Origin of the sequence: Actinophytocola sp. (assembly GCF_035712165.1) — a bacterium.
In the GTDB taxonomy this organism is placed as follows: Bacteria; Actinomycetota; Actinomycetes; order Mycobacteriales; family Pseudonocardiaceae; genus DASYTH01.
In genome coordinates this window covers 59,086-82,168 of the sequence record NZ_DASTBH010000562.1, presented here as the reverse complement: position 1 = coordinate 82,168, position 23,083 = coordinate 59,086, and the positions used below count along the sequence as shown (strand labels likewise).

The 23,083-nt window shown below is 70.3% G+C and carries 30 protein-coding genes; 28 read left to right on the top strand and 2 right to left on the bottom strand.

All coding sequences use genetic code 11. The annotated features are described in order from the left end of the window. Nucleotides 1-162: 162 nt before the first annotated feature. The 17 genes from VFO68_RS32705 (at nt 163) to VFO68_RS32625 (ending at nt 15,194) form a co-directional block, all read left to right on the top strand. Nucleotides 163-627 (top strand): hypothetical protein, encoded by a 465-nt coding sequence (locus VFO68_RS32705; RefSeq protein ID WP_325162298.1) that lies wholly within the window; start codon nt 163-165, stop codon nt 625-627. A gap of 49 nt (nt 628-676) precedes the next feature. Then, nucleotides 677-1,018 (top strand): hypothetical protein, encoded by a 342-nt coding sequence (locus VFO68_RS32700; protein ID WP_325162297.1) that lies wholly within the window; start codon nt 677-679, stop codon nt 1,016-1,018. After that, on the top strand, nt 1,018-2,091 hold the full coding sequence (locus VFO68_RS32695) for a hypothetical protein (RefSeq protein WP_325162296.1): 1,074 nt from the start codon (nt 1,018-1,020) through the stop codon (nt 2,089-2,091). The genes VFO68_RS32700 and VFO68_RS32695 overlap by 1 nt, the downstream gene beginning before the upstream one ends. A gap of 1 nt (nt 2,092) precedes the next feature. Then, nucleotides 2,093-2,779, top strand: a complete 687-nt coding sequence (locus VFO68_RS32690) for a hypothetical protein (RefSeq protein WP_325162295.1) — start codon at nt 2,093-2,095, stop codon at nt 2,777-2,779. Nucleotides 2,780-2,789: 10 nt separating this feature from the next. After that, the gene (locus VFO68_RS32685) at nt 2,790-3,437 is read left to right on the top strand and encodes a hypothetical protein (protein WP_325162294.1); all 648 of its coding nucleotides are present in this window, start codon (nt 2,790-2,792) and stop codon (nt 3,435-3,437) included. 12 nt (nt 3,438-3,449) lie between these two features. After that, on the top strand, nt 3,450-3,947 hold the full coding sequence (locus VFO68_RS32680; protein ID WP_325162293.1) for a hypothetical protein: 498 nt from the start codon (nt 3,450-3,452) through the stop codon (nt 3,945-3,947). Between the two features lie 21 nt (nt 3,948-3,968). Next, on the top strand, nt 3,969-4,346 hold the full coding sequence (locus VFO68_RS32675; RefSeq protein ID WP_325162292.1) for a hypothetical protein: 378 nt from the start codon (nt 3,969-3,971) through the stop codon (nt 4,344-4,346). Next, nucleotides 4,343-4,954, top strand: coding sequence for a hypothetical protein (locus VFO68_RS32670; protein ID WP_325162291.1), 612 nt, complete (start codon nt 4,343-4,345; stop codon nt 4,952-4,954). The genes VFO68_RS32675 and VFO68_RS32670 overlap by 4 nt, the downstream gene beginning before the upstream one ends. 5 nt (nt 4,955-4,959) lie before the next feature. Continuing rightward, entirely contained in the window at nt 4,960-5,238 is a 279-nt protein-coding gene (locus tag VFO68_RS32665; RefSeq protein ID WP_325162290.1) for a hypothetical protein, read from the top strand. Between the two features lie 95 nt (nt 5,239-5,333). After that, nucleotides 5,334-6,791: a hypothetical protein gene (locus VFO68_RS32660; protein WP_325162289.1), complete on the top strand. Its 1,458-nt coding sequence runs from the start codon at nt 5,334-5,336 to the stop codon at nt 6,789-6,791. 19 nt (nt 6,792-6,810) lie between these two features. Beyond that, nucleotides 6,811-7,221: a hypothetical protein gene (locus tag VFO68_RS32655; RefSeq protein WP_325162288.1), complete on the top strand. Its 411-nt coding sequence runs from the start codon at nt 6,811-6,813 to the stop codon at nt 7,219-7,221. A 160-nt stretch (nt 7,222-7,381) separates the two neighbouring features. Further along, a complete protein-coding gene (locus VFO68_RS32650) occupies nt 7,382-7,972 on the top strand; it encodes a hypothetical protein (RefSeq protein ID WP_325162287.1) in 591 nt (196 codons plus the stop codon). An 86-nt stretch (nt 7,973-8,058) separates the two neighbouring features. Beyond that, complete coding sequence (locus VFO68_RS32645; RefSeq protein ID WP_325162286.1) at nt 8,059-8,220, top strand: hypothetical protein; 162 nt, start codon at nt 8,059-8,061, stop codon at nt 8,218-8,220. 170 nt (nt 8,221-8,390) lie between these two features. Beyond that, nucleotides 8,391-11,585, top strand: coding sequence for a hypothetical protein (locus VFO68_RS32640; RefSeq protein WP_325162285.1), 3,195 nt, complete (start codon nt 8,391-8,393; stop codon nt 11,583-11,585). A 2-nt stretch (nt 11,586-11,587) separates the two neighbouring features. Continuing rightward, nucleotides 11,588-12,271, top strand: a complete 684-nt coding sequence (locus VFO68_RS32635) for a LysM peptidoglycan-binding domain-containing protein (RefSeq protein ID WP_325162284.1) — start codon at nt 11,588-11,590, stop codon at nt 12,269-12,271. Continuing rightward, nucleotides 12,268-14,121, top strand: coding sequence for an NlpC/P60 family protein (locus VFO68_RS32630; protein WP_325162283.1), 1,854 nt, complete (start codon nt 12,268-12,270; stop codon nt 14,119-14,121). Before VFO68_RS32635 ends, VFO68_RS32630 begins: the two co-directional genes overlap by 4 nt. Continuing rightward, nucleotides 14,121-15,194: a hypothetical protein gene (locus VFO68_RS32625; protein ID WP_325162282.1), complete on the top strand. Its 1,074-nt coding sequence runs from the start codon at nt 14,121-14,123 to the stop codon at nt 15,192-15,194. Before VFO68_RS32630 ends, VFO68_RS32625 begins: the two co-directional genes overlap by 1 nt. On the opposite strand, the gene VFO68_RS32620 is transcribed toward VFO68_RS32625, so the two are convergent. Next, nucleotides 15,191-15,406 (bottom strand): hypothetical protein, encoded by a 216-nt coding sequence (locus VFO68_RS32620; RefSeq protein ID WP_325162281.1) that lies wholly within the window; start codon nt 15,404-15,406, stop codon nt 15,191-15,193. The two genes, VFO68_RS32625 and VFO68_RS32620, sit on opposite strands and share 4 nt — an antisense overlap. Before the next feature lie 73 nt (nt 15,407-15,479). Here VFO68_RS32620 and VFO68_RS32615 point away from each other — a divergent pair, with 73 nt between their 5' ends. The 11 genes from VFO68_RS32615 (at nt 15,480) to VFO68_RS32565 (ending at nt 22,835) form a co-directional block, all read left to right on the top strand. Further along, nucleotides 15,480-15,806, top strand: a complete 327-nt coding sequence (locus tag VFO68_RS32615; RefSeq protein WP_325162280.1) for a hypothetical protein — start codon at nt 15,480-15,482, stop codon at nt 15,804-15,806. After that, a complete protein-coding gene (locus VFO68_RS32610; protein WP_325162279.1) occupies nt 15,803-16,954 on the top strand; it encodes a baseplate J/gp47 family protein in 1,152 nt (383 codons plus the stop codon). Before VFO68_RS32615 ends, VFO68_RS32610 begins: the two co-directional genes overlap by 4 nt. A gap of 64 nt (nt 16,955-17,018) precedes the next feature. Next, nucleotides 17,019-17,780 carry a phage tail protein gene (locus VFO68_RS32605; RefSeq protein WP_325162278.1) on the top strand — a complete coding sequence of 254 codons (762 nt, stop codon included), beginning with the start codon at nt 17,019-17,021 and terminating at the stop codon, nt 17,778-17,780. Then, complete coding sequence (locus VFO68_RS32600) at nt 17,777-19,306, top strand: hypothetical protein (RefSeq protein ID WP_325162277.1); 1,530 nt, start codon at nt 17,777-17,779, stop codon at nt 19,304-19,306. Before VFO68_RS32605 ends, VFO68_RS32600 begins: the two co-directional genes overlap by 4 nt. Nucleotides 19,307-19,308: 2 nt before the next feature. Further along, nucleotides 19,309-19,596, top strand: coding sequence for a hypothetical protein (locus VFO68_RS32595; protein WP_325162276.1), 288 nt, complete (start codon nt 19,309-19,311; stop codon nt 19,594-19,596). Nucleotides 19,597-19,926: 330 nt separating this feature from the next. Beyond that, complete coding sequence (locus VFO68_RS32590) at nt 19,927-20,295, top strand: hypothetical protein (protein WP_325162275.1); 369 nt, start codon at nt 19,927-19,929, stop codon at nt 20,293-20,295. After that, the gene (locus VFO68_RS32585; RefSeq protein ID WP_325162274.1) at nt 20,292-21,164 is read left to right on the top strand and encodes a hypothetical protein; all 873 of its coding nucleotides are present in this window, start codon (nt 20,292-20,294) and stop codon (nt 21,162-21,164) included. The genes VFO68_RS32590 and VFO68_RS32585 overlap by 4 nt, the downstream gene beginning before the upstream one ends. A gap of 71 nt (nt 21,165-21,235) precedes the next feature. Next, complete coding sequence (locus VFO68_RS32580) at nt 21,236-21,367, top strand: hypothetical protein (protein ID WP_325162273.1); 132 nt, start codon at nt 21,236-21,238, stop codon at nt 21,365-21,367. Further along, a complete protein-coding gene (locus VFO68_RS32575; RefSeq protein ID WP_325162272.1) occupies nt 21,357-22,157 on the top strand; it encodes a M15 family metallopeptidase in 801 nt (266 codons plus the stop codon). The genes VFO68_RS32580 and VFO68_RS32575 overlap by 11 nt, the downstream gene beginning before the upstream one ends. A gap of 13 nt (nt 22,158-22,170) precedes the next feature. Beyond that, complete coding sequence (locus VFO68_RS32570) at nt 22,171-22,533, top strand: hypothetical protein (RefSeq protein WP_325162271.1); 363 nt, start codon at nt 22,171-22,173, stop codon at nt 22,531-22,533. Next, nucleotides 22,530-22,835, top strand: a complete 306-nt coding sequence (locus tag VFO68_RS32565) for a hypothetical protein (RefSeq protein ID WP_325162270.1) — start codon at nt 22,530-22,532, stop codon at nt 22,833-22,835. Before VFO68_RS32570 ends, VFO68_RS32565 begins: the two co-directional genes overlap by 4 nt. 20 nt (nt 22,836-22,855) lie before the next feature. On the opposite strand, the gene VFO68_RS32560 is transcribed toward VFO68_RS32565, so the two are convergent. Next, entirely contained in the window at nt 22,856-23,038 is a 183-nt protein-coding gene (locus VFO68_RS32560; RefSeq protein WP_325162269.1) for a hypothetical protein, read from the bottom strand. Nucleotides 23,039-23,083: the final 45 nt, after the last annotated feature.

Sequence of the window (23,083 nt, the reverse complement as noted above, 5' to 3'; positions counted from 1 at the left end):
ACCCCGACAGCGGCTTGTCAACCTCTCCGGAGTTTGCTCGCCGAGCAACTTCGGACAACTCCGGATACCTGCGGACGTCGAACGTCCCTGACCTGCGGGTTCCGGAGTTCCGCCGGAGTGTCCGCCGGACAATCCCGGACGGTGCGCCGTAGCCTGACCGGCATGGCAACGAACACCGAGGCCGCCGCCGTCCGCGCCCGCCGCAAGGCCGCCGCCAAGACCGATCCGGACAAGCCGCCCGCGCCGGTCACCGTCGGCGCCGACGAACCCGCCCGGCGCTACGAGGCCCTGGGAGATCCGCGCGAGCCCCGCGTGCAGGTCGGCACCATGCCCGACGTCCCGGACGGCCACCAGTTCAGCCGCCCCCACCCGCTCGCCCGGCCGCGTGAGGTCGCCGAGGCCACCGGCTGGTCCATGGACCGCGCCGACTCCGACGACTTCGTGGTGGCCGAGTGCGACGTCTACGAGTCGATCCTGCCCAAGGGCTGCACCACGCCCACCTCACGCATGCGCTGGGCCAAGGGCCAGCACGTGCCCGTCGAGGTCTACCGCGCGTGGGAAGCCGAGCGCGACGCCGCCGTCCAGGCCGCCGAGGAGACCGTGGTCCCCGAGACCCCGCAGGACTGACCGGCGCGCCACCCCTGATCAGCGCGGCGACCATGACACGATCGACCGCGTGCGGGCCAGCAGGTGGGACACAGATGCCGAGATCGGCGGGGGTTGGCGGGTCGTGCTGCGCCGGATGGCACAGGGGCAGGCCATCGTGCTCGCGCAGCCGACCCGCCTCGACCTGTGGGCTCGCGGCCTGGACCCCGCCGCCGACCCGCCCACCAAGACCGTCACCGCCGTGCTCGCCAGCGACAACCTCTCGGCCACCCTGGAGCTGTCCACCGCCGAGGTGACCACGCTCGGGCGCGGCAAGTTCGAGCACCGCCTGGTCGCCACCGACGAGGAGACCCACACCGCCGTGCTCATGCGCGGCGTGTTCCACGTTCGAGGCGCGGCAGGTGACCTCTGATGCTGCCCGGCCTGCCCACCTCCTCCGACCGCTCGGCCGACATCGCCGTGGTGGTCGAGCCGCAGCGCGAGATCGTCGAGGTCCGCACCGACGACGAGCGCGCCGTGTACGTCGTCGAACCCGTGGTGGCCTCCACCGCGATCGTGCCCACCGTGCTCGCCGACCTGACCGACGTGGACGAGACCGCGCCCGCCGACGGCCAGGTGCTCACCTTCGATTCCACCGTCGCCCGCTGGGGTCCGGCCACCCCGGCGCCGATCGCGCACACCCACCCCACCAGCGACGTGACCGGGCTCGACGCCGCGCTCACCGGCTTGGACGGACGCCTGGACACCCTGGAAGCCCGCCCGATCGTCGACTCGCCCGACGACATCGGCGCCGCCCCCGCCGGGGACTACGCCACCAACACCGCCCTGACGACCGGCCTGGCGGGCAAATCCGACACCGGACACACGCATCCGATCAGCGGCGTGACCGGATTGCAGGCCGCGCTGGACGGCAAGCAGGCGACCGGGGACTACGCCACCAACACGGCGCTGACCAACGGGCTCGCGGGCAAGGCCAACACCGTCCACACCCACAGCATCAGCAACGTCACCGGCTTGCAGACCGCACTGGACGGCAAGGCCGCCGTCGCGCACACCCACGCTGTCGCCGACACCACGGGCCTCCAGGCCGCGCTGGACGCGAAGGCGCCGCTGGCCTCGCCCACGTTCACCGGCACCGTCACCGCGCCCCGGTTCGTCACGCCGCCCGTCGTGCTCGCCGACGCGGCCACCATCGCCACCGACGCCGCCCTGGGCAACCACTTCCGGGTCACCCTCGCGGGCAACCGCACCCTGGGCGCGCCCACCAACCCGACCGATGGACAGAAGGCACTGTGGGAGCTGGTCCAGGACGCCACCGGCAACCGGACCCTGGCCCTGGACACCGGCGCCGCCGGGTTCGCGTTCGGCACCGACATCACCTCGATCACGCTGTCGACGGCCGCCGGGAAGCGCGACTTCCTCGGCGCCGTCTACTCGGCCGCGCTGAACCGCTGGCTGGTGCTCGCGTTCGCGAAGGGCTTCTGAGATGCCCAGCACCGCCGGACGCTTCGACGCCGCCAGCGACCGGGTCAGCTACACCGGCGCCACGCCGCCGCCCGACACGGCGACCGGCATCAGCTTCACCTGCTGGGCCTCCCTGGCGGTGGACCTGAACGACAACTCGTCGCTGTGGCGGCTGTGGTCGTCGGTGTTCGGAACGCGGGTCAACATGGCGACCGCCACCAACGGGGAGACGCCCGCCCTGTTCTCGGCCGGGAACACCGGCGGCGTGGTCGCCCCGCTGTCGCTCGTGGTGGACACCTGGCGCGCGGTGGGCTGCGCGATCTCCGGCACGACCGGCACCATCCGCATCGCCCCCGCTGACCTGTCGGCCGCGCTGTCGGCCTCGGGCACCGTGTCGGGCGGGGCGACCGCCGCCGGGTTCACCCTGGGCGGCCGGGACACCGGCGACTCCACCGAGTGGTTCAACGGCAGGATTGCCTACCCGCGCGTGTGGGCGGGCCTGCTGGACGGTGCGGAGATGCTGACCGAGTGGGCGTCGCTCACGCCGGTCCGGGGCTCCGGGCTGTGGGGGGCCTGGGAGTTGCCGAGCCTGGCCGATGTATCCGGCAACGGGCGCAACCTGACCGCCGGGACCACCCCGTTGACCGCCGAGGCGGGGCCGCCGATCACCTCGGGTTCGGCGACCCGCTTCCTTCCGTTCTTCTCGTAGGGGGTGCTCGTTGATCGTCGATGTGAAGCGGCTCAACAAGTACATGTCCAGTCCGCAGTGGACGGACGACCAGCAGGACGCGGCGGCCGACGTGCTCGCGGGGCTGGAGTCCACACTGGAAAGCGCGCTGTACGGCGCGTACATCACCCCGCGCTCGCGCGTGGAGGAGGGCACGGTGCTGGAGTCCGGGCTGGTCGTGCTCCGGCAGCCGGTCGCCTGGGTCGCCTCGATCGACGGCACCGCCACCGACGTCCCGGCCATGCCTGAAGACGCAACCCCCGGCGAGGGCCAGACGCTGCCGAGCCCGTGGACGCTCACCGAGCACCGCCTGCGGCGCATCGGCCGCCCCGGGTTCGGGCTCACCGGCTACTCGACACTGACGCCGTCCGACCCGACCGCCTGGGGCATCCCGGCCAGCCGGATCGGCAGCGCGACCGCCACGGTCACCGTGTCCTACCTGGCCGGATGGGGGAACGTGCCCGCGCTGGCCAAGGCAATCATGGACAAGGCCCGCGCGATCATGTTCAACACCCACGACGACACGGCCGCCATGCGCAACACCGACGCGGCCAAGGCGCCGCCCGCGCCCGCCGAAGACTGGACCGACGCCGAGCTGGCCAAGCTCGGCACCTTCCGCAACCTCGCGGCGTGGCGGTGACCCGTGACGACCATGCGCATGAACTTCACCTTTGACCAGGCGAAATGGGACTCGGTTCGCCGCGAGCTGCGTGCCATGCGTGCCCGCGCGCAGAACGTCCAGCCAGCCTGGAACGCGTTCCTGGACTGGTTCAGCCACGGCAACCGCCAGCAGTTCGGCACCCAGGGCAAGCGGTGGAGCACGCCGTGGCGCGAGCTGAAGCCCCGCACGGTTGCGCAAAAACGCAGTCTTGGGTTCACCACCGACATCCTGGTGCGCGAGTCCATCCTGCTGCGGTCGGTGGCCGACCGGCCGCTGGACTTCGAGCGCGTGGGTCCGCACGACATGAGCGCGGGCACGACCGTGGAGTACGCGGGGATCCACCACCGGGGGGCGCCACGCGCCCACATCCCGGCCCGCCCGCTGTGGGACACGAAGAAGATCGCTCGCGAAGGTGCGGCCACCTCCGCGATCAAGTCGTGGATCATCTCCGGTGAAGCGCGAGTGTCCGCGCGCACCGAGGGACGCTAACCAACCGGGAGAACCTTGATCATGGATGACGCCACACGCAAGCCATTCGTCGGCGAGCCCGTGCACTACGTCAGCTTCGGCACGCCGGGCGGGGAGTACCGCTCGCGCTGCCGGGCGGCATTCATCACCGAGCTGGGCCAGTGGGTCACCGTGAACACCGAACCCCGCGCGTCCTACGACCGCAGCGAGGGGCGGCCCATCCGTTACGCCGAGCAGTGGTTCTACGCCGACGCCGCCGCGCTGTTCGTGATGAACCCGACTGGGGTGTTCTTCAACGGCGCGGGGCCGGTCGCCTGCAAGCACGACGAGCTGCCTCCGCGTGACCGCATTGTGGCCGGTGAGCGCGCCGAGCACCTGCCCGGCACCTGGCACTGGCCCGACGAGTGGTGTACGTCGTGAGGGGCGCCAACGGGGTCCGCGACCAGATGACACTGCTGCTGGCCTCGGAGATGCCCCGCAAGATCCCGCTGCTGCGCGACGCGTGGAACATCGACGCGGCCAAGCTGCCCGAGGTCGAGCAGTTCGTCTCGGGCGACCTGCCCGAGCAGGCCCTGTCCGGCCCCGGCTCGCTGGTCGTGGTGATCAACCCTCGCCTGCTGCGCGCGGTGCGCACTGGCGACTTCGACGAGCGCGGGGCGCCGGAGTACCGCAGCCGCTACTCGTGTCGGGTCTACATCTGGGCGCTGGGACGGGACTGGGACGGGGCAATCGCGGCCCGCGACAATCTCGCCGCCTGCGCGCGGCTGTGCCTGTTCGAGTATCCGACGCTGACCAACGAGGGCGGCGACACCGGCTACCTGATGTACGAGAACACCTACACCGAGGACTTCGGTGTGCCGGTGCGCGCGTCCGGTTCGCGCTGCTGGGCCGCCGCCATCCTGTCCATCGACGCCGACGTGGAGGAGCACGTGGACGCGGGGTCCACCGTGCCGCCACTCGGTACCGCCCAGCAGATCGCCGCGACCACCACGGCCGTCGGCCCGACCCAGCCACTCCCAGGAGGATGATCATCATGGCCGCAACCAAGAGCAAGATCGTGCTGTTCAACCCGGAGCAGTCGCCCACCGTCTACGACAAGGAGGGCCGCACCGTCGCCGGTGCCGACCGGGTGACCGTGGACGAGCTGGACGAGGTCGGCAAGGCCGCCGTGGACGCGGGCCTGCTCGTGCGCGAGGAGGAGTCGAAGAAGGACGCCAAGGCGACCAAGGACGCGCCGCCGCTGCCGGAGACGGGCGAGAAGTCGGAGGACGCGGGGGGCTCCGGCGCGTCAAGCCCGGCGAAGCGTGGCTGAGGTGCCATGATTCGACCAGCGCCGGGCGGCTACAAGGTCAACCTTGAAGAATAGCCGCCCAAACGCTGGCAAGTCAATCCAGAAGGGGATAGCAGATGCCGGGTGTGACCATCACCACCGGGGCGGTCGCTGGCCCGAGCGCGCCGACCATCGCGCCCGCAAGCACCTACTTCGCGGTGGGACTTGCCGAGCGGGGTGCTACCGACGTCGCCGTGCTGTGCAACAGCTTCGCCGAGTTCGAGGCCAACTTCGGAACGCGACAGTCCTACGGCGCCCTGTGGGACGACCTGAAGACGTTCTTCGAGGAAGGCGGCACGCGCGCCTACGTCGCCCGCGTCGTCGGCCCCGCCGCCACCACCGGCGCCCTGGCCTCGCCGCTGATGGACCAGGCCGGAACGCCGGTCGCCACCCTCAACGTGGCCGCCCGCAACCAGGGCGCCTGGTCCTCGCGCGTCTCGGTCCAGGTCATCGCCGGGGCCACCGACGACACCTTCCGCCTGCGGGTCTTCCTCGACGGCAAGGTGGTGCGCGACTACACCAACCTGCACAACCCCGCCGAGGCGGTCAGCCGGGCCTCCAACGACCCGTACATCAAGCTCACCGACGCGGGCTCGACCACCGTCGCCCCGGACAACAACCCCGCCGTGCAGGGCAGCCCCGTCACCCTGGCCGCCGGAACCGACGACCGGGCCTCGGTCACCGCGACCCATTACGTGGCCGCGCTCGACCGCTTCGACATCGGCAAGGGCGACGGCGCCGTGGCCATCCCCGGCATCGGCCCCTCAGTGCACGCCGGGCTCATCGCCCACGCCGACATCAACAACCGGCTGGCCCTGCTCGTCGAGGCCCGCACCGCCGACACGGGCACCCTGATCGACACCGCCGCAACGCTCGACGCGAAGCGGGCCGGGCTGTTCGCCCCGTGGATCCGCGTCCCCGACAGCTACGGCGGCACCCGCACCATCTCGCCGGAGGGCTACGTCGCGGCGGCCCGCGCCCGCGCCCACGCCACCGGCCCGTGGCAGGCGGCGGCCGGGGAGAACTCGAAGGCCCGCTACGTGGTCGCCCCCGACGTGGTCTACACCGCCACCCAGGGCAACGACCTCGACGCGGCCAAGGTGAACGTGATCCGCACCGTCGCCGGGTTCGTGCGGCTCTACGGCTGGCGTTCGCTGGCAGCGGACGAGGTCAACTGGGGCTACCTGATCGGCGCCGACACGGTCAACCGGGTGGTCACCGAGGCGTACGCCCAGCTGGAGCCCTACCTGTTCGGCGTGATCGACGCACGCGGGCACCTGCTCGCCAAGATCGAGGGCACGCTGATCGGCATCGTGCAGCCGATGGCGGCGGCCGACGGCCTGTTCGCGCGGTTCGCCGACGACGGCGAGACCATCCTGGACCCCGGCTACCGGGTCAACGTCTCCCGAGAGCTGAACACCACCGAGTCCCTGGCCCTGAACCAGGTCCTCGCCGAGCTGGGCATCCGCGTGTCCCCCACGGCCGCGCTGGTGATGCTCACCGTGACCAAGGCCGCCGTCACGGCGGCTCTGTGAGCAGGAGGACAGAGCAGCTATGAAGGCGGCGCAGAGGCAATTCCTGTGGACCGTGGACGGCATCCCTGGCGGGTTCGCCTCCAAGTCCGGTGGCGAGATCACCTCGGACGCGACGAAGGTCTGGGACGGCGGCAGCCTCACCCCCGACGTCATCGCCAGTCCGCCCGAGGTCGGCGACATCACGCTGACCCGCCCGTACGACCCGGAGAACCACCAGGAGCTGCTGACCTCGCTGATCGCGAAGGTCGGGCAGATGCGGGTCACCATCTCCGGCCAGCCGCTCTCCGGCGACATGCGGGCCGTGCGCGGGGCGTCCCCGCGTGTGTACCCGAACGCGCTGCTGATCGGCGTGCGCGAGCCCGAATCGGACGCGTCCAGCGGCGACGCGGCCGACTTCGAGCTGACGTTCGCCGTCGGCTCGGCGGGCTGATCGAACAGACTCCGGCGCCGGGCGGGGTGCACGCCCCGGAGCACCCCGGCGCCGGTTCACGTCCGGCGCCGCCGGAGCGGACGCGGTGGATTGACCTCCCGGTTGGCCACCGCGTTCGCCCCAGCGGCGCCGGGCTCAACCGGGAGGAAAGGAACACCCCATGACCAGAATGTTCGACGCCAGCACCGGACACGGCGCCCCCGCCGAGGACGAAGACGCCCCGACGCCCCTGGAGGCCGAGGAGGTCTTCGAGGGGGCGGGCAGTCTCGCCATGCTCGGCGAGGCGGTCTCGGACCGGGCTGAGATCGAGCCCGAGATCGTCGAGGTGCCGGGGGTGCCCATCCGGCTCGTGTGCTCCACGGACATCCCGTCCAAGAAGCTGTCGAGCTGGCAGCGCCGAGCGCTGCCGCCCCGTATGCGCAACTCCTCGCAGATCAGCCCGTTCATGATGGACCAGTCGATCTTCCACGCGGCCGTGCTGGTGAACACCTGCGAGCGCGTCGAGGTGAAGCGCAAGGGCACCGAGGACGACTGGCGCACCATCACCAGCGCGAGCGGTGACCTGCTCACCCTGACCGACAAGGCGGTGTGGGAACAGCTGGGCGCGCTCGACAGCGCGGGCGTGATCAAGAAGCTGTTCCCGCGCGACTCGGACCTGGCGCACGCCGGGCAGCAGGTGCTCGACGCGGCCGGGTGGACCGAGAACCGCATGTACGGGACGGATGACGAGGACGCGGACCCTACGAACTGAGCAGCGTCAACCCGATCCGGAAACGCCGGGTCGAGGCGGCGCTGGAGTTCCTGAGCCATGACGCGCGTGTCGAGCAGGCCGCCCGCGTGGCCCGCGTGTTCCACCTCGACCCGGTGACGCTGCTCGACGACCACGGCGACGACTTCCCGATGCTGGTGCGGATCGCGGCCGTGATGGTGGTCAACCGCGACAAGAAGGCCGAGGCCGAAGCCGAGGCACGCGCGGCCCGGCGCAAGAGCCACAGGTAAGATCAACAGGCGGGAGCCGAGGGGACGGGGAGCCGCGCTACGGCCGGTCAGGATGTCATGCCTGACCGGCCGTTTCGCGTTCCTGGGCTCCCTCCGCGCGCCTTCCCGGTCCGGCCCCGTGGTCATGCAACGATCAGCCGGACCCAGGGCTGACGGCGGGGAGGTGAGGCGTGGCGGGCGAGGACGAAGTGCGCATCGACGCCAGCCTCAACGACGACATCAGCGAGGCGGTCGCCCGCATCGAGGCACGGCTGGACTCCCTGGAACGCGCCGTCGGCGAGATGGGCCGCGCTGGCGCGAAGGGCGGCGCCGAGTTCGCGGCCGGGATGGACAAGGCCGCCGAGTCGGCCGACGAGGTGGGCGACCAGTCACGGCAAGCCAAGAAGCCGGTCAAGGACCTGGGCGACGAGGCGGTCAAGTCCGGCACGAAGGCGGCCGTCGGCAGCAAGGGCCTGGACAGGTTCGCCAAGAAGGCGAACAAGGCGGGCCGAGAGGCCAAGTTCTTCCAGACCACGGTGAAGCTGTTCACCGTCGCCGGGATCGTCACCGGCGTGTTCGCCCTGGCGGGCGGCCTGTCCGCGCTGGGAGCGGGCGCGGCCATCGCCATCGGCGGCCTGTCCCCGATGGTCGGCGTGGTCGCCGGAGCCCTGCCGATCTTCGCCGCCGCGAAGCTGTCCATGCTGGCGTGGAAGCTCGCCGCCACCCAGCTCGAACCGGTGCTGACCCGCATCAAGAACCAGTTCACCGAGCTGGGCGACCAGATCGCCAAGGGTGGGCTGCGGTCGGGCCTGAACTACTTCTCGAACTCGATCGGCAAGCTGGCCAGCGTCACCGGCAAGGGCCTGGCCGGACTCGGCAAGGAGATCGGCGGCGCGGCGCGCAACGCGGGCGACATGGCTAAGTCGGCACCGTTCCTCAACCAGGTGAGTGCGATCTTCGTCGGGCTGCGGCCCATCGTCGCCAACCTCGCCAACGGCCTGCTGTTCCTCGCGCGAGCCCTGCTGAACGTGCTCCAGGCCGCCCTGCCGATGGCCCAGGACGCCGCCCAGATCTTCCGCGACGCGGCCGAGGCGATGGCCGCCTGGACGGCGCGCAACCTGGAGAACGGCAAGCTGACGGCCTGGCTGAACAAGTCGTGGGAGATCTTCAAGCGCACCATCGGCGTCATTGTGGACGTGCTGATCGGCCTGTTCAACATCTTCCGCGTCGGCGCCGGTTACGCGGGTGAGATGGGCAGCTCGATCGAGGACGCGGCCTACAAGTTCCGCCTGTGGACCGGGTCCGCCGAGGGGCAGGCCCGGATCAACCAGTACTTCCAGGACAGCCTCCCGGCGCTGCGCGAGATGGGCAAGCTGCTCGGGATGATCGTGAAGGGGTTCGGCGGGCTGGCCGCGAACCAGAACGTGGCGCCGCTGCTCAACCAGATCCGCACCGAGTTCGCGCCCGCGCTCGGCGAGCTGGTCTCGAAGCTGTCCGGCCAGCAGGGGCTCGGCCCCGCGCTGATCGAGGCGGCGACCGCGCTGGTTCGGTTCATGTCGCAGCTGGACTTCTCGGCGCTGACGATGTTCGTGCTGGCCATCGCGAAGCTGGCCGAAGCTGTCGTGTGGATCATGCAGAACGTGCCGGGCGCCTCGTTCCTGATCTCGGGCCTGGTCGCGGCGTTCCTCGGCTTCAAGCTGCTGGGGCCGGTGTTCACGTTGGTGGGCAAGGGTGCCGAGGCGTTCAAGTGGGTGAGCAAGGCGCACGCCGGGGTAGGGGAGCTGACGGTGGCGCAACGCCTGTTCGGCAATGTCACCCGCTGGCTGGGGCCGATCTTCACCAAGGTGGGCATGGCCATCGTCGGCGTCATCCGAGCCATCGGCGCGGCGATGCTGGCGAACCCGATCTTGATAGTGATCGCGCTGGTGGTGGCCGCGATCATTTTCATGTGGTTCAAGTTCGCATGGTTCCGAGACGCCGTGATCGCCGTGTGGAATGCGATCAAGACGGCCGCGATGGCGGTGTGGAATGCGATCCTGGCAGCAATTCACTGGGTAGTGAATACTGCCGTTAGTATCTGGCAGACCCTGGTCACAGCCTGGAACGCCGTGGTCAACGCGATCAAGACGGCCGCGATGTGGCTGTGGACGAACGTGTTCGAGCCGGTCTGGAAAGTGATCGTCGCCGGAGCGCGAATCGCTTTCAACATCATCAAGTTCATCGTTCAGACGGTTGTCTACGTCATCATGGTGATCGTCTGGCTTATCGCCAGCACTTTCGAGGCGATTTTCAAGGCCATTATTGCGATTGCAAAGTGGGCGTGGGAGACCATCCTGCGGCCGATTTTCCAGGCCATAGCAAACGTCGCCGTCGCCGTATGGAACGCGATCAGCTCCGCTGCGACCTTCATGTGGAACCTGATCAGCCAAGGCGCGATGTGGCTGTGGAACAACGTCCTCCTGCCGTTCTTCACGACCCTGAACTCTATCGCGACGGCAGCCTGGAATGCGGTCTCGGCGATTGCCACGGCAGCCTGGAATGCGATTTCGGGCGCCGCGAGCGCAGTATGGAATTCCGTCCTCCTGCCAATTTTCAACACAATTCGAAGCGTCGGATCCGCGATTTGGACGGCCATTCAGTCGGTGGCCTCGGGCGTGTGGAACGGGATAAAGTCGCTGGTCAGCGGCGTGTGGAGCTTCCTCAAGCCGATCTTCGACGCGATCGGCAAGGCGGGCTCGGCCGTGTGGGACGGGATCAAGGCCGCCGCCGACGCGGCAGGCAAGGTCATTCACGGCATCTGGGACGGGATCATGTCCGTCATCAAGGCCGTGTGGAACGGCATCGCGAACGTGTGGAACGCGATCCCGTCGGTGACGATCCCCGACTGGGTGCCCGGCATCGGCGGCTCGACCTTCGGCCTGCCCAAGATGCCCAAGCTCTGGCACGGCGGTGAGGCCCCGCCGGGCAAGGCCCTGGTCGGCGAGCACGGTCCGGAGCCCGTGGTGGTCAACGGTCAGGTCACCGGCATGGTCGGCGTCAACGGCCCCGAGATCACCACCCTGCCCTCCGGCGGCTACGTCGTGCCGAACCTGTCGACCCTCGACGCGCTGCCCGGCCTCACCAAGACCATCCCCGCCGGGGTGGCGGCGGCCGTGGCGCGGTCGGTGCCCGGCTACGCCGACGCGCTCGGCCCGGCGGCCAGCAGCGGCGGCGACGGGCTGGCCCGCTCGATCGACCGGTTGGCCAGCTCGATCGACGGCCAGATGCCGCCCGTGCACGTGCACGGGACGGGGGACACCACCAAGGACGTGCTGGACGCCTGGCGCGCGTACCGGCGCGAGGAGGAGGCCCACGGCCGGTACAAGTACGAGACGGCAGGGAGGTAGGCGTGGCTGTCGTCCTGATCCGCGACCCGCTCACCGGGAAGTCCTTCCCCGGCATCGAGAACGAACGGATGTACCTGTACGGCGAAAGCGGGAAGATCACCTTCTCCGTGGCGGTCGCCCCCCGCGCGATCACCTACGACAACATCGGCCAGGTGTGGGTCGAAACCGAGCGCTCCGGCCGCGAGCCGCTGCTGCTGCGCAAGGGGCTGCGGCTGGAGACCATGGCGTTCTCGTTCCTCGCGATCGACACCGCCAACATGTTCGCCCCGCAGGCGCCCGCCGTGAACGCCATCCGCGCGCTGGCCTACACCCGCGAGCGGGTGATCGTGCGCTACGGCCCCCAGGAGGCCGGGCTGTGGCGAGTCGACGACATGGGCTACACCTCCGAGCTGCGCCATCCGGTCACCAACGAGATCACGCGAGCGACCATCTCGGTGACCCTCAAGCGCGCCAGCGACGCCGCTCCGGCCGTCGGGCCGATCACCGGCGGAACCCAGCCCGCCCCGGCGCCGCCCGCGCCCGCGCCGCAGCGGCGGCACACCGTGGTCCGAGGGGACACGCTGTGGGGCATCGCGCAGCGGTACTACGGCAAGGGCACGCTGTGGCCCCGGATCTTCGATGCCAACCGCAACCAGATCAAAGATCCACACTGGATCTACCCCGGTCAGGTGTTCGTGATCCCATGACCACGCTCACCGCCGCGCAGGTCGCGGTCCTGGTCAAGCAGGCGGGCTTTCCCGAGTCCGACTGGGTGACGATGGTCGCGGTGTGCAAGGCCGAGTCCGGCTTCCGCGTCGAGGCGAAGAACCCCAGCAGCTCGGCCTCGGGCCTGTTCCAGATCCTCTGGTCGGTGCACAAGCAGTACGACCAGCGCAAACTGCTCTCGGACGCGGCCTACAACACCAAGGCGGCCTACGACATCTACAAGTCGCAGGGCAAGCGGGCGTGGGTCGCCTACACCTCCGGCGCCTACCAGAAGTACATGAACGAGGCCCGCCAAGGCGTGGCGCAGGCCGCCAACGTGACCGGGAACCCCTCCCTGCCCGGCAGCAGCGGCACGGCCAACGGCGACAGCGGAACCACTCCGGCGGTCACGTACGGGCCGCTCGGCCCGGAGGCGACCAAGGCGGGCGTGGGTACGCCGCTGGCGGCGGCCGAGGAGACCGCGACCGAGCTGGCGGGGCTGCGCATCCTCGGTTCGGAGATCGCGGGCGACTTCTCCTCGGTGATCATCGGTAGCCCCACCTACCAGGCCGCCGTCGACACCGTGCCGCACGTGACCTTCACCATCGCCGACCCCGAGGGTGAGCTGCTCTGGCAGGCCCGCAACCTGTGGGTGCAGGGCACCCGCGTCCAGTACCGGGACCTCGACCTGCGCATCGACGAGATGAAGTTCGAGCCCGGCAGCCACGGCACCGGCCAGCTGACCGTCACGTGCATCGACGACATGGTCTATGCCCTGATGAAGCTGCGCGGCCCCCGCACCGCCGAGGGGCAGAGCGCCACCAGCTGGATCTGGACGGAGATGTTCCAGGCTGGGCTCCGGCCAAGCCTGTACTTCCTGGGCGAGGCGGTGCCGACCCAGTCGGTGATCGCTCGCGACGCCGAGGACCAGTCGGGCACCGGCGGCAGTGGCGAGATCCCCAGCGCCTGGACCACGATCGTGCGCCTGGCCAAGGAACTCGGCAAGCGGGTGTTCATCTCGGGGCGCCGCCTCGTGTTCGGCTCATCCGCGTTCGCCATGCAGTGGACCGCGCCCGGCCCGCTGCGGCTGTCCTGGCACGCGCCGCCGACCGAGGGCGAGCGTTTCCTGACCATGCCCAGCGCCCGGTACGTCTCGATCGGCAGCCGGTCGGACGTCGTCCAGGTGACGGCGCGCATCCCACTCAACCGTGCCCAGTACTTCCGCCCCGGCGTGCCGGTGATGATCCGCAACACCCCGAGTGTCGCGGCCAACGACTGGATCACGTTCATGTGCACGTCGATCTCGCACAACCTGGGGACCGACACCGACGGCGCCGAGATCACCCTGACCCTGCCGGTGGATCCCCCGCCGCAGCCACCCACCCAGACGACCAGCGCGGGCGCCAACGGCGGCTCGACCTCCTCGGGCAGCTCGGCCTCCGGCGGCGGCGCCGACGGGCAGGTGGGCCAGTTCGTGGCGCTGGCCCTCCAGCAGGCCGGGAAGCGCTACGTCTTCGGCGCCGAGGCGTCGGTCTCGGATCCCAACCCGCGCGCCTTCGACTGCTCTGAGCTGGTCGAATGGGCCGCCGCGCGAGCCGGGATCAACCCGAGGGTGCCGGACGGGTCGGCCGCGCAGCTCGCGCACTGCAAGTCCAAGGGAACCCTGATCAGCGTCCAGCAGGGCATCAACACCAAGGGCGCGCTGCTGTTCATGCCGGGCCACGTCGCGATCTCGCTGGGCAACGGCAAGACCATCGAGGCGATGAACCCCAGCCAGGGTGTGCGGCAGGGCAACGCGAACAACCGGGGCTGGACGGCGGCCGGTCGCATCCCAGGAGCACAGGGGTACTGATGGGCGACTACGGCTACCTGCACATCGGTCGGGTGATCAACCAGGATCCGACCTCCGGCGGCTACTACCTCGAATCGGTCGCGCTCGCCCGCGACCGGAAGTTCGGACCGTGCCCCTCGTGTGTGCCCGGCCTCCTGGCCGGTGACCGGGTGGTGCTGGCAGCGACCGGGACCAGCCGGGACAACCTGGTCATCCTGGGGGCGCTGGACCCCCGGTATCCGGACATCAGCGACATCCCCGGCCTCACGGCCGCGCTGGCGGCCAAGGCCGACCAGACCGCGCTGGACGCGGCCGTAGCCAACATCACCACCGAGCACAACACCAACGTCACCCAGAACACCCGGCTGGACGGCATCGACACCCTCAACACCACGCAGAACACGCGGTTGACCGCCGTCGAGGGCGTCAACACCACGCAGGACACCAGGCTGACCACAGCCGAGGGCAACATCTCCAGCAACACCACGACGATCAGTTCGCACACCTCGACCCTGGCCACGCACACCAGCCAGATCTCGACAATCCAGCAGTACACGCAGGTCTTCCGGGACGCGCACGAGTTCGACATCTACGGCGACATCATCAGCCCGTTCCCCCGCACTCTCACCACCAACACCCGAACGCTGGGTGCGCAGGTGGCCTACATCTGGCGCACCCGCATGCGCCTGGGCGTCGGGTTCGGCCGCATCCGGGTGATCGTGCAGACGGCCGGGACCGGTGCGGGCAGTTGCACCGCGTCGCTGCTCACGTCCAGCACTGCGGCCGGTCCGTACACGGTGGCCGGGAGCGGGACCAACACCCTCACCGCGACCGGCGTCCAGGACTTCACTTTCACCACCGCCAGCGTCAGCGCTGGCACTTACGTGATCTTGCTGCTGTGGGTCAACAACTCCTACACCACGACGCCCAAGATCGTCACCATGCAGAGCAACGTCCAGGTCACCGGCGGGCTCAACCCGACGATCGTCTTCGGCACCAAGACCGGCCAGGCGTCGGCGCCGACCTCGGTCACGATCACGGACGGCACGTGGACGGCCGAGCCCAACCCGTGGTGGATCGCCGCCGCGAACTAGGCACTCAGGCTGGCATGCCACGCGTCGTGTGTCTCGACGTTCGCCATCGAGACGAAGCAGCCGCACGCCTGGTGCACGACGACCACGCGGTTCCGGTCGGACTCGTCCGGCCAGTAGATCTGGCTCGACTGGTTCGGGTCGTCCCAGCTGAATGGGCCGACCGCGCTGTTGATGAACGCGTAGCCCTCGGGCGGCTCAATGGGTGCACTCATGATCCATAGCCTGGCAGCGGCCTCGGCGGCGCGTCTACCCCTGGTCAGCCTGGCCCGATGAGACGATGCCCGCATGCCCCGGCTGATCTCGTTCCCGTTCCGGCTCGACCCGACTGGCTCGATTGCCACGGTCGAGCAGGACAGCGACGGCGAGATCGACGAGCAGATCGCGCTGGCCATGCTCACCCGGCCAGGCGAGCGCGTTCAGGTGCCCACCTTCGGCGTCGCCGACCCCGCGTTCGCCCGCTTCGCGGTCGGTGCGCTGCAACGCCACTGCAACGACTTCGGCCCCGAGGTGGACATCATCACGGTGAACACGACCAGGCCAGCGGAGGGACGCGAGGAAGTCGTGATCAACTGGAGCCGCCGCGACGAGACACGGGAGGTTCCGGCCCAGTGACCAGCCCCAACGTGCAGCCCTCGCCGGACATCACCGCCTACGTCGACCTGCGGATCTTCGACGTCTCCGACCAGGACATCGTCAACACCGGCCTGGCCGCCGCGCAGCTCAACCTGCCCGGTTGGGTGCCCCGCGAGGGCAACACCGAGGTCGTGCTGATGGAGTCGCTCGCGCTGGAGATCAGCGAGGCGGTCGTGGCCATCAACCGCGTCCCCGGCGCCGTGGTCGCCGCGCTGCTGCTGCTGGCCGGTGTCGACAAGGACTACGGCGCCGCGCCGGTCGCCACCGCCACCTTCACCCTCGGCGACACGCTCGGGCACACCATCCCCGGCGGAACCCGGCTGTACCTGGTGCTCGACGACGGGACCACCGTCACCTTCCTGGTCGAACCGCCCGGCCTGACTGTCGCCCCCGGTAGCGACACCGGCACCGTCTCGATCATCGGCGACATCTTCACCGACCAGGCCAACGGCATCGTCGCGGGCACCCGGCTGGTCATGGTTGACCCGGTGCCGTTCATCGAGCACGTCGAGCTGGCCACCGACGTCGCCGACGGCCGGTCGGCCGAGACGGACAACGAGTGGCGCGACCGAGGCGTGGCCCGGCTGTCGCGGCTGTCCGACGCGCTCGTGCTGCCCCGGCACTTCGAGGCCGCCGCGCTGGAACGCTCCGAGGTGGCCCGCGCGGTCGCGCTGGACCTGTGGGACGGCTCCGGCGGCGCGCCCGGCGACGACCCCGGACACATCACCGTGGCGGTGCTCGGCGACGGCGGGGCCGCCCTGTCGGGCGCGGCCAAGACCGCCATCGAGGACGACCTGGAGGCGCGGGCGGTCGCCATCCTGGACGTGCACGTGATCGACGTGACGATCGTGACCGTGCCGTTCGCGGTGCAGTTCCACCCGCTGCCCGGTTATGACAGCGCCACCCTGATCCAGGCGGTGAAGGACGCGATCAACGCCTACGTGGACCCGCTGACCTGGCAGTGGGGCGGGACCATCCGGCGCTTCGAGATCGTCTCCCTGGTGGACCGCGTGGACGGGGTGGACTACGTGATGACGGTGACGATCAACGGCGTGGCCTCCGACTACGTGATCTCCGGGGCGGCGAGCCTGCCCGACGCCGGTGTGCTCACGGTGACCACGGGGTGATTCGAGTGTCCACACTAGAACGCAACTTGGCTCAGCCAAGCCAAGATCACCGTCCGGATAAGCCATGACGACCCCTCTGGCCAGCGAGCCGATGCCGGGCGACGGCCAGGTGCCCGAGATGAGCACGCTGGCCGACCGGCTCTATCAGCGCCTGCCCGAGGTCTACCGCACCATGGACGCGGCGGATTCGACCTGGCCGTTCAAGCGCTATCTGGCGGGCCTGCTCGCGGTCGCGGGCCAGATCGATGACACCGTGGACGGCATCGGCGGCGACCGCCCGATCGGCCCGGCGCAGCCCGAACCCTGGGCGTTGCCCGCCGACCAGCTCGCCAACTGGCGCGACGCCCGCTTGAGCAGGGCGTCCGCGCTCGCCGACCCCACGCAGGCCGAGGCCGCCTGGCTGCCGTGGCTCGCGCAGCTGGTCGGCGCCGTGCTCGATCCGGCGGCCAGCGAGCAGGAGAAGCGCGACACCATCCGCTACGCCACCTCGGGCTGGCGCGGCGGCACCCGGCAGGCCATCGCCGACGCCGCCAAGTCGGCCCTGAACGGCACCCAGTACGTGCGGGTGCTCGCGCACACCAAGAACAGCGGCGGCTCGCTGGTGGCCGGGACCGCCTGGGAGATCACCGTCGTGACCCGGCTGTCCGAGACGCCGGACGTGAACGCGGTGCTGGGTGCGGTTTTGCGCAAGGGCGTCAAGCCCGCCGGTGCCGTGCTCTACCACTACCCGGCGACGGCGAGCTGGTCGGCGGTCACCACCGCCTACAACACCTGGGCCAGCCGCGTCGGCAAGACCTGGCTGGAAATCGAGGAGACGGGCTTGTGACCGAGACACGCAGCAACTACTTCGCGTTGCCCCGCTACAGCGCCGATTCCGACGAGGTCATGACCCGTGCCGACTGGGAGGAAGCGGCCACCCGGATCGAGGAGCGGGCCGCCTACGACGACGGCACCAGCAACGCCGCCCTGCCCGCCACCCTGCTCAAGCCGGGCCGCTACACCCGCCAGGACCTCACCGACGGCTACGCCATCCACCGCCGCAGCGCCAGCGCCTGGGAGTGGATCGGCGGCACCATCGCCCCGGTGCGCGTGCGGTACCGGGCCGCCGCGCCCGGCGACACCGTGCTGTCCGTCGACCAGGGCGCCGACGCGTCCACCAAGCTCACCGTCACCGGCGCCGGGGACGTGACCACGACGGGCGCCTACGCGGGCGCCTACGGCATGATCGCGGCCGACGGCGAGGCAGTGGACGCGGCCGTACGCGGACGGCTGTACGTGCGCACCAAGGCCGACGGGGAGCGGGGCGTGGTGCTGCGCCCGCACGGCGCGGGTGCGGGCTACATGCTGGCCGCCGAGGACACCGGCGGCTCGATCGTGACCACCCTCGATTCGGTCGGCCGTCTTCAGCAGCGGTCCTTCTCCGCGTTCGGCGGCGCCACCATCCCGACCACGCAGACCGTCGCGGTCGCCCCCACCAACGCCGACGACAGCGTGAACGGCCTGCTGGTGCACGGCTGGGGGGACAGCGTGACCCCGGCCATCGCGAACAAGCCGGTCCTGCGGGTCCGGGAGATCGCCTCCGGGAACGACCTGCTGGTGGCCGCCAAGAACAGCCTGGTGCTCGGTCGCACCGGCTGGACCGGCGCGGTGATCGACCTGAAGGCGCCCACGATCAACCTCACCGGTGCGGCCGTGGCGACCTCGCTGGCCTCCGGGCCGCTGACCACCTTCGGCAACGCGCCCGCCGTGGTGACCTCGTCGCTGGCCTCGATCACCAGCCCGGTCACCAACATGTACGCGCTGCTGACGACGGACCTGGTGTGGTACCGGTACACCGGCGCGGTGTGGGCGGCCATGATGCCGATGAACGGCGGCACCACCAACGCCACTCGGCACGAGGCACGCTACGCCCAGACGGTGGCCCTGAATGTCCCGAGCACGGCGAACGCCTTCACGACCATCGCCTACGCCGCCGACGTCGAATGCTCCGACGTCAGCCCCTCCGGCCCCGGCAGCGGCAGCGGCCAGTACGACCTGTTCACCCTGAATCGGGGCGGTCGCTGGACCATCAGCGCCGCAGGCGGGTACTCCGGCAGCAGTAACGGCGTCAGCGGCACCCGCCGCGTGCTGATGATCTCCGACACCAACGACGGTCCCACGGCCAAGTTCCTTGCGGGCAACTCGGCATGGCCAGCGGCCGGGCACGCTGCTCAGCTCAACGCCAGCGTGACTCGGCGGTTCCCGGCGGGCCAGACCATCCGCGTGCTGACCTTCCAGGACGTCGGGCAGACGCTCGCGCTGGTGACCGACCGCGAGGGCGGCTATGTCACCTTCGCGTGGGAAGGAAGCTGATCATGAGTAGCTACCCGTTCGTGACGATCGAGCCCGGCGACATCAGCGTGCTGCGGCATGAGCGCCTGCACGCGCTGGAGGTCTCGCTGGTGCGGGTGCTCTTGCAGATGGAGGAGGGGCCGGGCGACCCCTCTCTGGGGCAGCAGCACGATGATCTCGTGGCGCGGCTGGCCGTGCACCGTGCGAGCCTGGGGCTGCCGGACGCCGAGCCAGAGGGGGAGTCGGATGGAAAGCCCGCCGGGGAGCCTGCGCAGGGCGATTCTCCTGCTGAGCTACGCGCTGCTGGGTAGCGCGGGCCTGCTCGTGTTCGTGTCCACTCCGTCCAGCTCACTGGTTGATCAAGGCGGCTGGATCATCGTCTACATCTGGGGCACGTTCTGCCTCGTAGGCGGCACCGGCGGCGCCGTAGGGCTGATCTTCAAACGACGCCCGATCGAGGTCCTCGGGGCCGCTCTCGGGGTCACGGCGAGCCTCACCTGGTGCGCCTCGCTGGTGTTGCAAGCTGTGTCCACACAGAACGCGGTCCCACTGACTGCCGCGTGCATGACTGCCTCGCTCGCCGCGATGTTCGCGCACCGATGCTGTAGCGGGACCGTGGCGGAGCGAAAGGGGCGGGCGCGTTGGTGGTGGCACAGGCGGACGCCTTAGCCGGTTCGTCCGGGCTGCTGCTGTTCCTGTTGGGCGGCGGCCTGATCGGCGCGTTGATCTCGGCCTACCGGTTCTACGTCAACTTCCGCACCACGGAGCGCGGCCTGGCGCGCCAGCGCATTCAGCAGGCGGCTCGCAACGAACGCAGCGCGCAACACGAGGCCGGACTGTGGCAGGCTCGCTGCGCCGATCTTGAGTATTTGATGAGGCGCGAGGGGATTACCGTCCCGCCGCTGTCGGCCGAGTTGCAGGCCCTGGTTTCGCCGAACGCAACGGAGCAGACTGCGGTGGACTGGAACATCACCCCGAGCCCTGGAAACGCCAGCGGGGGACCGCCATGACCGACATCGACACCACCGGGATCGAGCCCGACGGCAAGGACGACGAGCCCCCGGCCGACACCCGCCGCCGAACGCACTTCTGGGCGGCGCTCCTGGCCGCCTGTCTGGCCGCGCTCCTGATCGGCGGCTCGCTGCTCTACTCCATGATCAAGACCAACGAGAACAAGATCGACGCCCAGGGGCAGGCGCTGGCCAACTACGACATCGTGGTGGGCCAGATGTGCGAGGTGGCGGGCGGCCAGGTGAACACCGACCCGGCGGCCAAGACCTGGTGCGCGCGAGTGCAACGCGGCGAGCCCGCCGTGCCGCTGCCCGCCGACGTCGCCACTCGCGAAGGCCAGCCGGGAATCGGGGTGGCCTACACCCGTCAGGTGGACCGCTGCTACATCGAGGTGGGCCTGACCTCCGGCGTCAGCAACCGGTACGGGCCGTTCTGCGGCGACCCCGGCCCCACCGGACCGAGCGGTCCGACCGGCCCCACGGGACCGACCGGCGAGAGCGGCGCGGCCGGGCCGACCGGGGATCGTGGCGAGAAGGGCGACACTGGCGAGCAGGGCGTGGGGATCGCGGACGTGCGGGCCAACGGGTGCAACGTGGACGTGCTTCTCACCGACGGCACCACGCGCACCGTCGGGCCGTTCTGCTCGCCGTTCGGCTCCTGGACCGTCACCCGTCCCGACGGCTCGGTGGAGCGGTGCACCCGCGACGGCGGCGAGGACAGCGCCCCCAACTACCGCTGCGAGATCATCAGCGGGCCGACGAGTCCCGAGCCGACCCAGCAGCAGCCACCGGCGAGCAACCAGCCCGAGCAGCCGCAGACCACCACCACGCAGGGCGGTGGCCTGCTGCCTACGTTGGGTGGCGGCTGACCCGCGTGTCCTCCCCCTGATCGGGGGAACCAAGGGTGAGGATGACCAAGGACATCCCACCGGGAGGACGCATGAGCTACGCCGACGGACCCGACGACGCGAACCCGCAGACGGTCGAGCAGGTGATCGAGGAGAACCCCGAGCCGGTCGCGGACACGGAGACCAACCCCGCCCCGAGCGAGGTGGCCGACGATGGCGAATAGCCAGAACGGCTGGCCGGTCGGCACGGCCGCGCAGATCGGCATCACTTCCCTGGTGGTCGCGGGCATCGCGTTCCCGCCGGGCGTGCGCGGCGGGGACGTCGCCACGGTGCTCGGCTACGTGGCCCAGCAGTTCCACAACCGCGTCGAGCACCTCTACACGCCGGGCTGCTGGGGGTACGCCTTCCGGCCGATCGCGGGCCAGACCACCGGCTACAGCAACCACGCCTCGGGCACCGCGATCGACATCAACGCGCCGAGCCACCCGCTGGGCAAGGTCGGCACGTTCACCGGCGCGCAGGCGGCCGAGATCCGGCGCATCGTCGCCGAGGTCGCCCCGGCGGTGCGCTGGGGCGGGGACTACTCGGGCCGCAAGGACGAGATGCACTTCGAGATCAACGCGAGCGCGGCCACGGTCGCGGCGGTCGCGGCGCGCCTGCGCGGAACCCCGGCCCCGCCGCCGCCCCCGCCTGCGGCGCCACCGTTCCCGCTGCCGAGCGGGTACTACTTCGGCCCGCGCTCCGGTCCGAACCAGTCGATCTCGTGCATGGCCCGCAACGGCTCGGACCGCCGGTGGCGCCCGGACCTGCGGCGCTGGCAGCAGCGCATGATCGATAGGGGCTGGGGCTCCTACTTCCGCCGGTACGGCGCTGACGGCATGTACGGCGAGACCGTGGCCAGCTCCGAGGCGGGCCAGTGTGCCCTCGCCTTCCAGCGCGAGAAGGGCCTGGCGGTGGATGGGCTGATCGGCCCGCAGACCTGGGCGGCGGCCTGGACCGCCCCGATCACCTGAGAAGGAGTCACCCGTGTTTGCGTATTTGCGCAAGATGTGGGCTCAGGTCGGCGGCGCGCTCGCGACGCTGGTCTACAGCCTGATCACCGACGGCGGGATCATCGGCGTGGAGTGGGCCGTGCTGCTCACCCAGGGCGTCGCGATCGTGCTGGTCTGGTACGTCGACAACACCGGCAGAGCCCCCTACGCGAAGGGCATGTCGGCGTTCTGGTCGGCCGCCTCGGTCGTGTTCATGACTGCGCTGCCCGACGGCATCAGCTCCCAGGAGTGGGGGCAGATCGCCATCGCGGGCATCACGGCCGTAGTCGTGCTGATGGTGCCCAACGGCGCGGCCTCCCGGACCGTTGTGGCTGGTGAAGGTACGGTGCGGCCATGAGCGATTCCCGCGCCGACGCGAACCTGGCCAAGCCCCAGGCGTTCGAGACCAAGCAGTTGCCGGGCACCTACAGCCCGGCGCCCACGCCGGAGTTCCACCAGCAGACCATCGACCCCGGCTACAGCAACTCCCCCGGCCCGGAAGGCGACGACGGCGGCTCGGAGTGGCCGACGTCGGACGCCGCTGCGGGCAAGTTCACCGCCGACCAGCCGGAGAGCGCCTCGGGCGCCGACTCCAGCGGCAGCGACTCGTCGAGCACGAAGACCGGCACGGCGAGCCGCAAGACGTCCAGCTCGAAGTGAACCCGACGGGCAAGGCCCGGTCACCACAATGTGGCGGCCGGGCCTTGCTGGTGTTCGCCGGGGAATATTCCCGCTGAGTGCGCCTCGTACTCGTCTACCGAGTCGAGCAGCGCGAGAGTGGCCTGCCCCAGCTCCGTTGCGACGAGCTGGTCGGCGTGGCCGGTCTGGATCATCAGGGCCGCCCACTGCTGTGCAGCGGCCACGATGCGTGTGGCGCTGCGGGCGGCGTTCTGGGTGGGTGATGCGGG

Excerpts from the sequence above, each read along its gene's own strand:
- VFO68_RS32705 (WP_325162298.1), top strand. The coding sequence starts at position 163 with ATGGCAACGAACACCGAGGCCGCCGCCGTCCGCGCCCGCCGCAAGGCC.
- VFO68_RS32695 (WP_325162296.1), top strand. The coding sequence starts at position 1,018 with ATGCTGCCCGGCCTGCCCACCTCCTCCGACCGCTCGGCCGACATCGCC.
- VFO68_RS32690 (WP_325162295.1), top strand. The coding sequence starts at position 2,093 with ATGCCCAGCACCGCCGGACGCTTCGACGCCGCCAGCGACCGGGTCAGC.
- VFO68_RS32680 (WP_325162293.1), top strand. The coding sequence starts at position 3,450 with ATGCGCATGAACTTCACCTTTGACCAGGCGAAATGGGACTCGGTTCGC.
- VFO68_RS32675 (WP_325162292.1), top strand. The coding sequence starts at position 3,969 with ATGGATGACGCCACACGCAAGCCATTCGTCGGCGAGCCCGTGCACTAC.
- VFO68_RS32665 (WP_325162290.1), top strand. The coding sequence starts at position 4,960 with ATGGCCGCAACCAAGAGCAAGATCGTGCTGTTCAACCCGGAGCAGTCG.
- VFO68_RS32660 (WP_325162289.1), top strand. The coding sequence starts at position 5,334 with ATGCCGGGTGTGACCATCACCACCGGGGCGGTCGCTGGCCCGAGCGCG.
- VFO68_RS32655 (WP_325162288.1), top strand. The coding sequence starts at position 6,811 with ATGAAGGCGGCGCAGAGGCAATTCCTGTGGACCGTGGACGGCATCCCT.
- VFO68_RS32650 (WP_325162287.1), top strand. The coding sequence starts at position 7,382 with ATGACCAGAATGTTCGACGCCAGCACCGGACACGGCGCCCCCGCCGAG.
- VFO68_RS32630 (WP_325162283.1), top strand. The coding sequence starts at position 12,268 with ATGACCACGCTCACCGCCGCGCAGGTCGCGGTCCTGGTCAAGCAGGCG.
- VFO68_RS32625 (WP_325162282.1), top strand. The coding sequence starts at position 14,121 with ATGGGCGACTACGGCTACCTGCACATCGGTCGGGTGATCAACCAGGAT.
- VFO68_RS32620 (WP_325162281.1), bottom strand. The coding sequence starts at position 15,406 with ATGAGTGCACCCATTGAGCCGCCCGAGGGCTACGCGTTCATCAACAGC.
- VFO68_RS32615 (WP_325162280.1), top strand. The coding sequence starts at position 15,480 with ATGCCCCGGCTGATCTCGTTCCCGTTCCGGCTCGACCCGACTGGCTCG.
- VFO68_RS32605 (WP_325162278.1), top strand. The coding sequence starts at position 17,019 with ATGACGACCCCTCTGGCCAGCGAGCCGATGCCGGGCGACGGCCAGGTG.
- VFO68_RS32595 (WP_325162276.1), top strand. The coding sequence starts at position 19,309 with ATGAGTAGCTACCCGTTCGTGACGATCGAGCCCGGCGACATCAGCGTG.
- VFO68_RS32585 (WP_325162274.1), top strand. The coding sequence starts at position 20,292 with ATGACCGACATCGACACCACCGGGATCGAGCCCGACGGCAAGGACGAC.
- VFO68_RS32580 (WP_325162273.1), top strand. The coding sequence starts at position 21,236 with ATGAGCTACGCCGACGGACCCGACGACGCGAACCCGCAGACGGTCGAG.
- VFO68_RS32575 (WP_325162272.1), top strand. The coding sequence starts at position 21,357 with ATGGCGAATAGCCAGAACGGCTGGCCGGTCGGCACGGCCGCGCAGATC.
- VFO68_RS32565 (WP_325162270.1), top strand. The coding sequence starts at position 22,530 with ATGAGCGATTCCCGCGCCGACGCGAACCTGGCCAAGCCCCAGGCGTTC.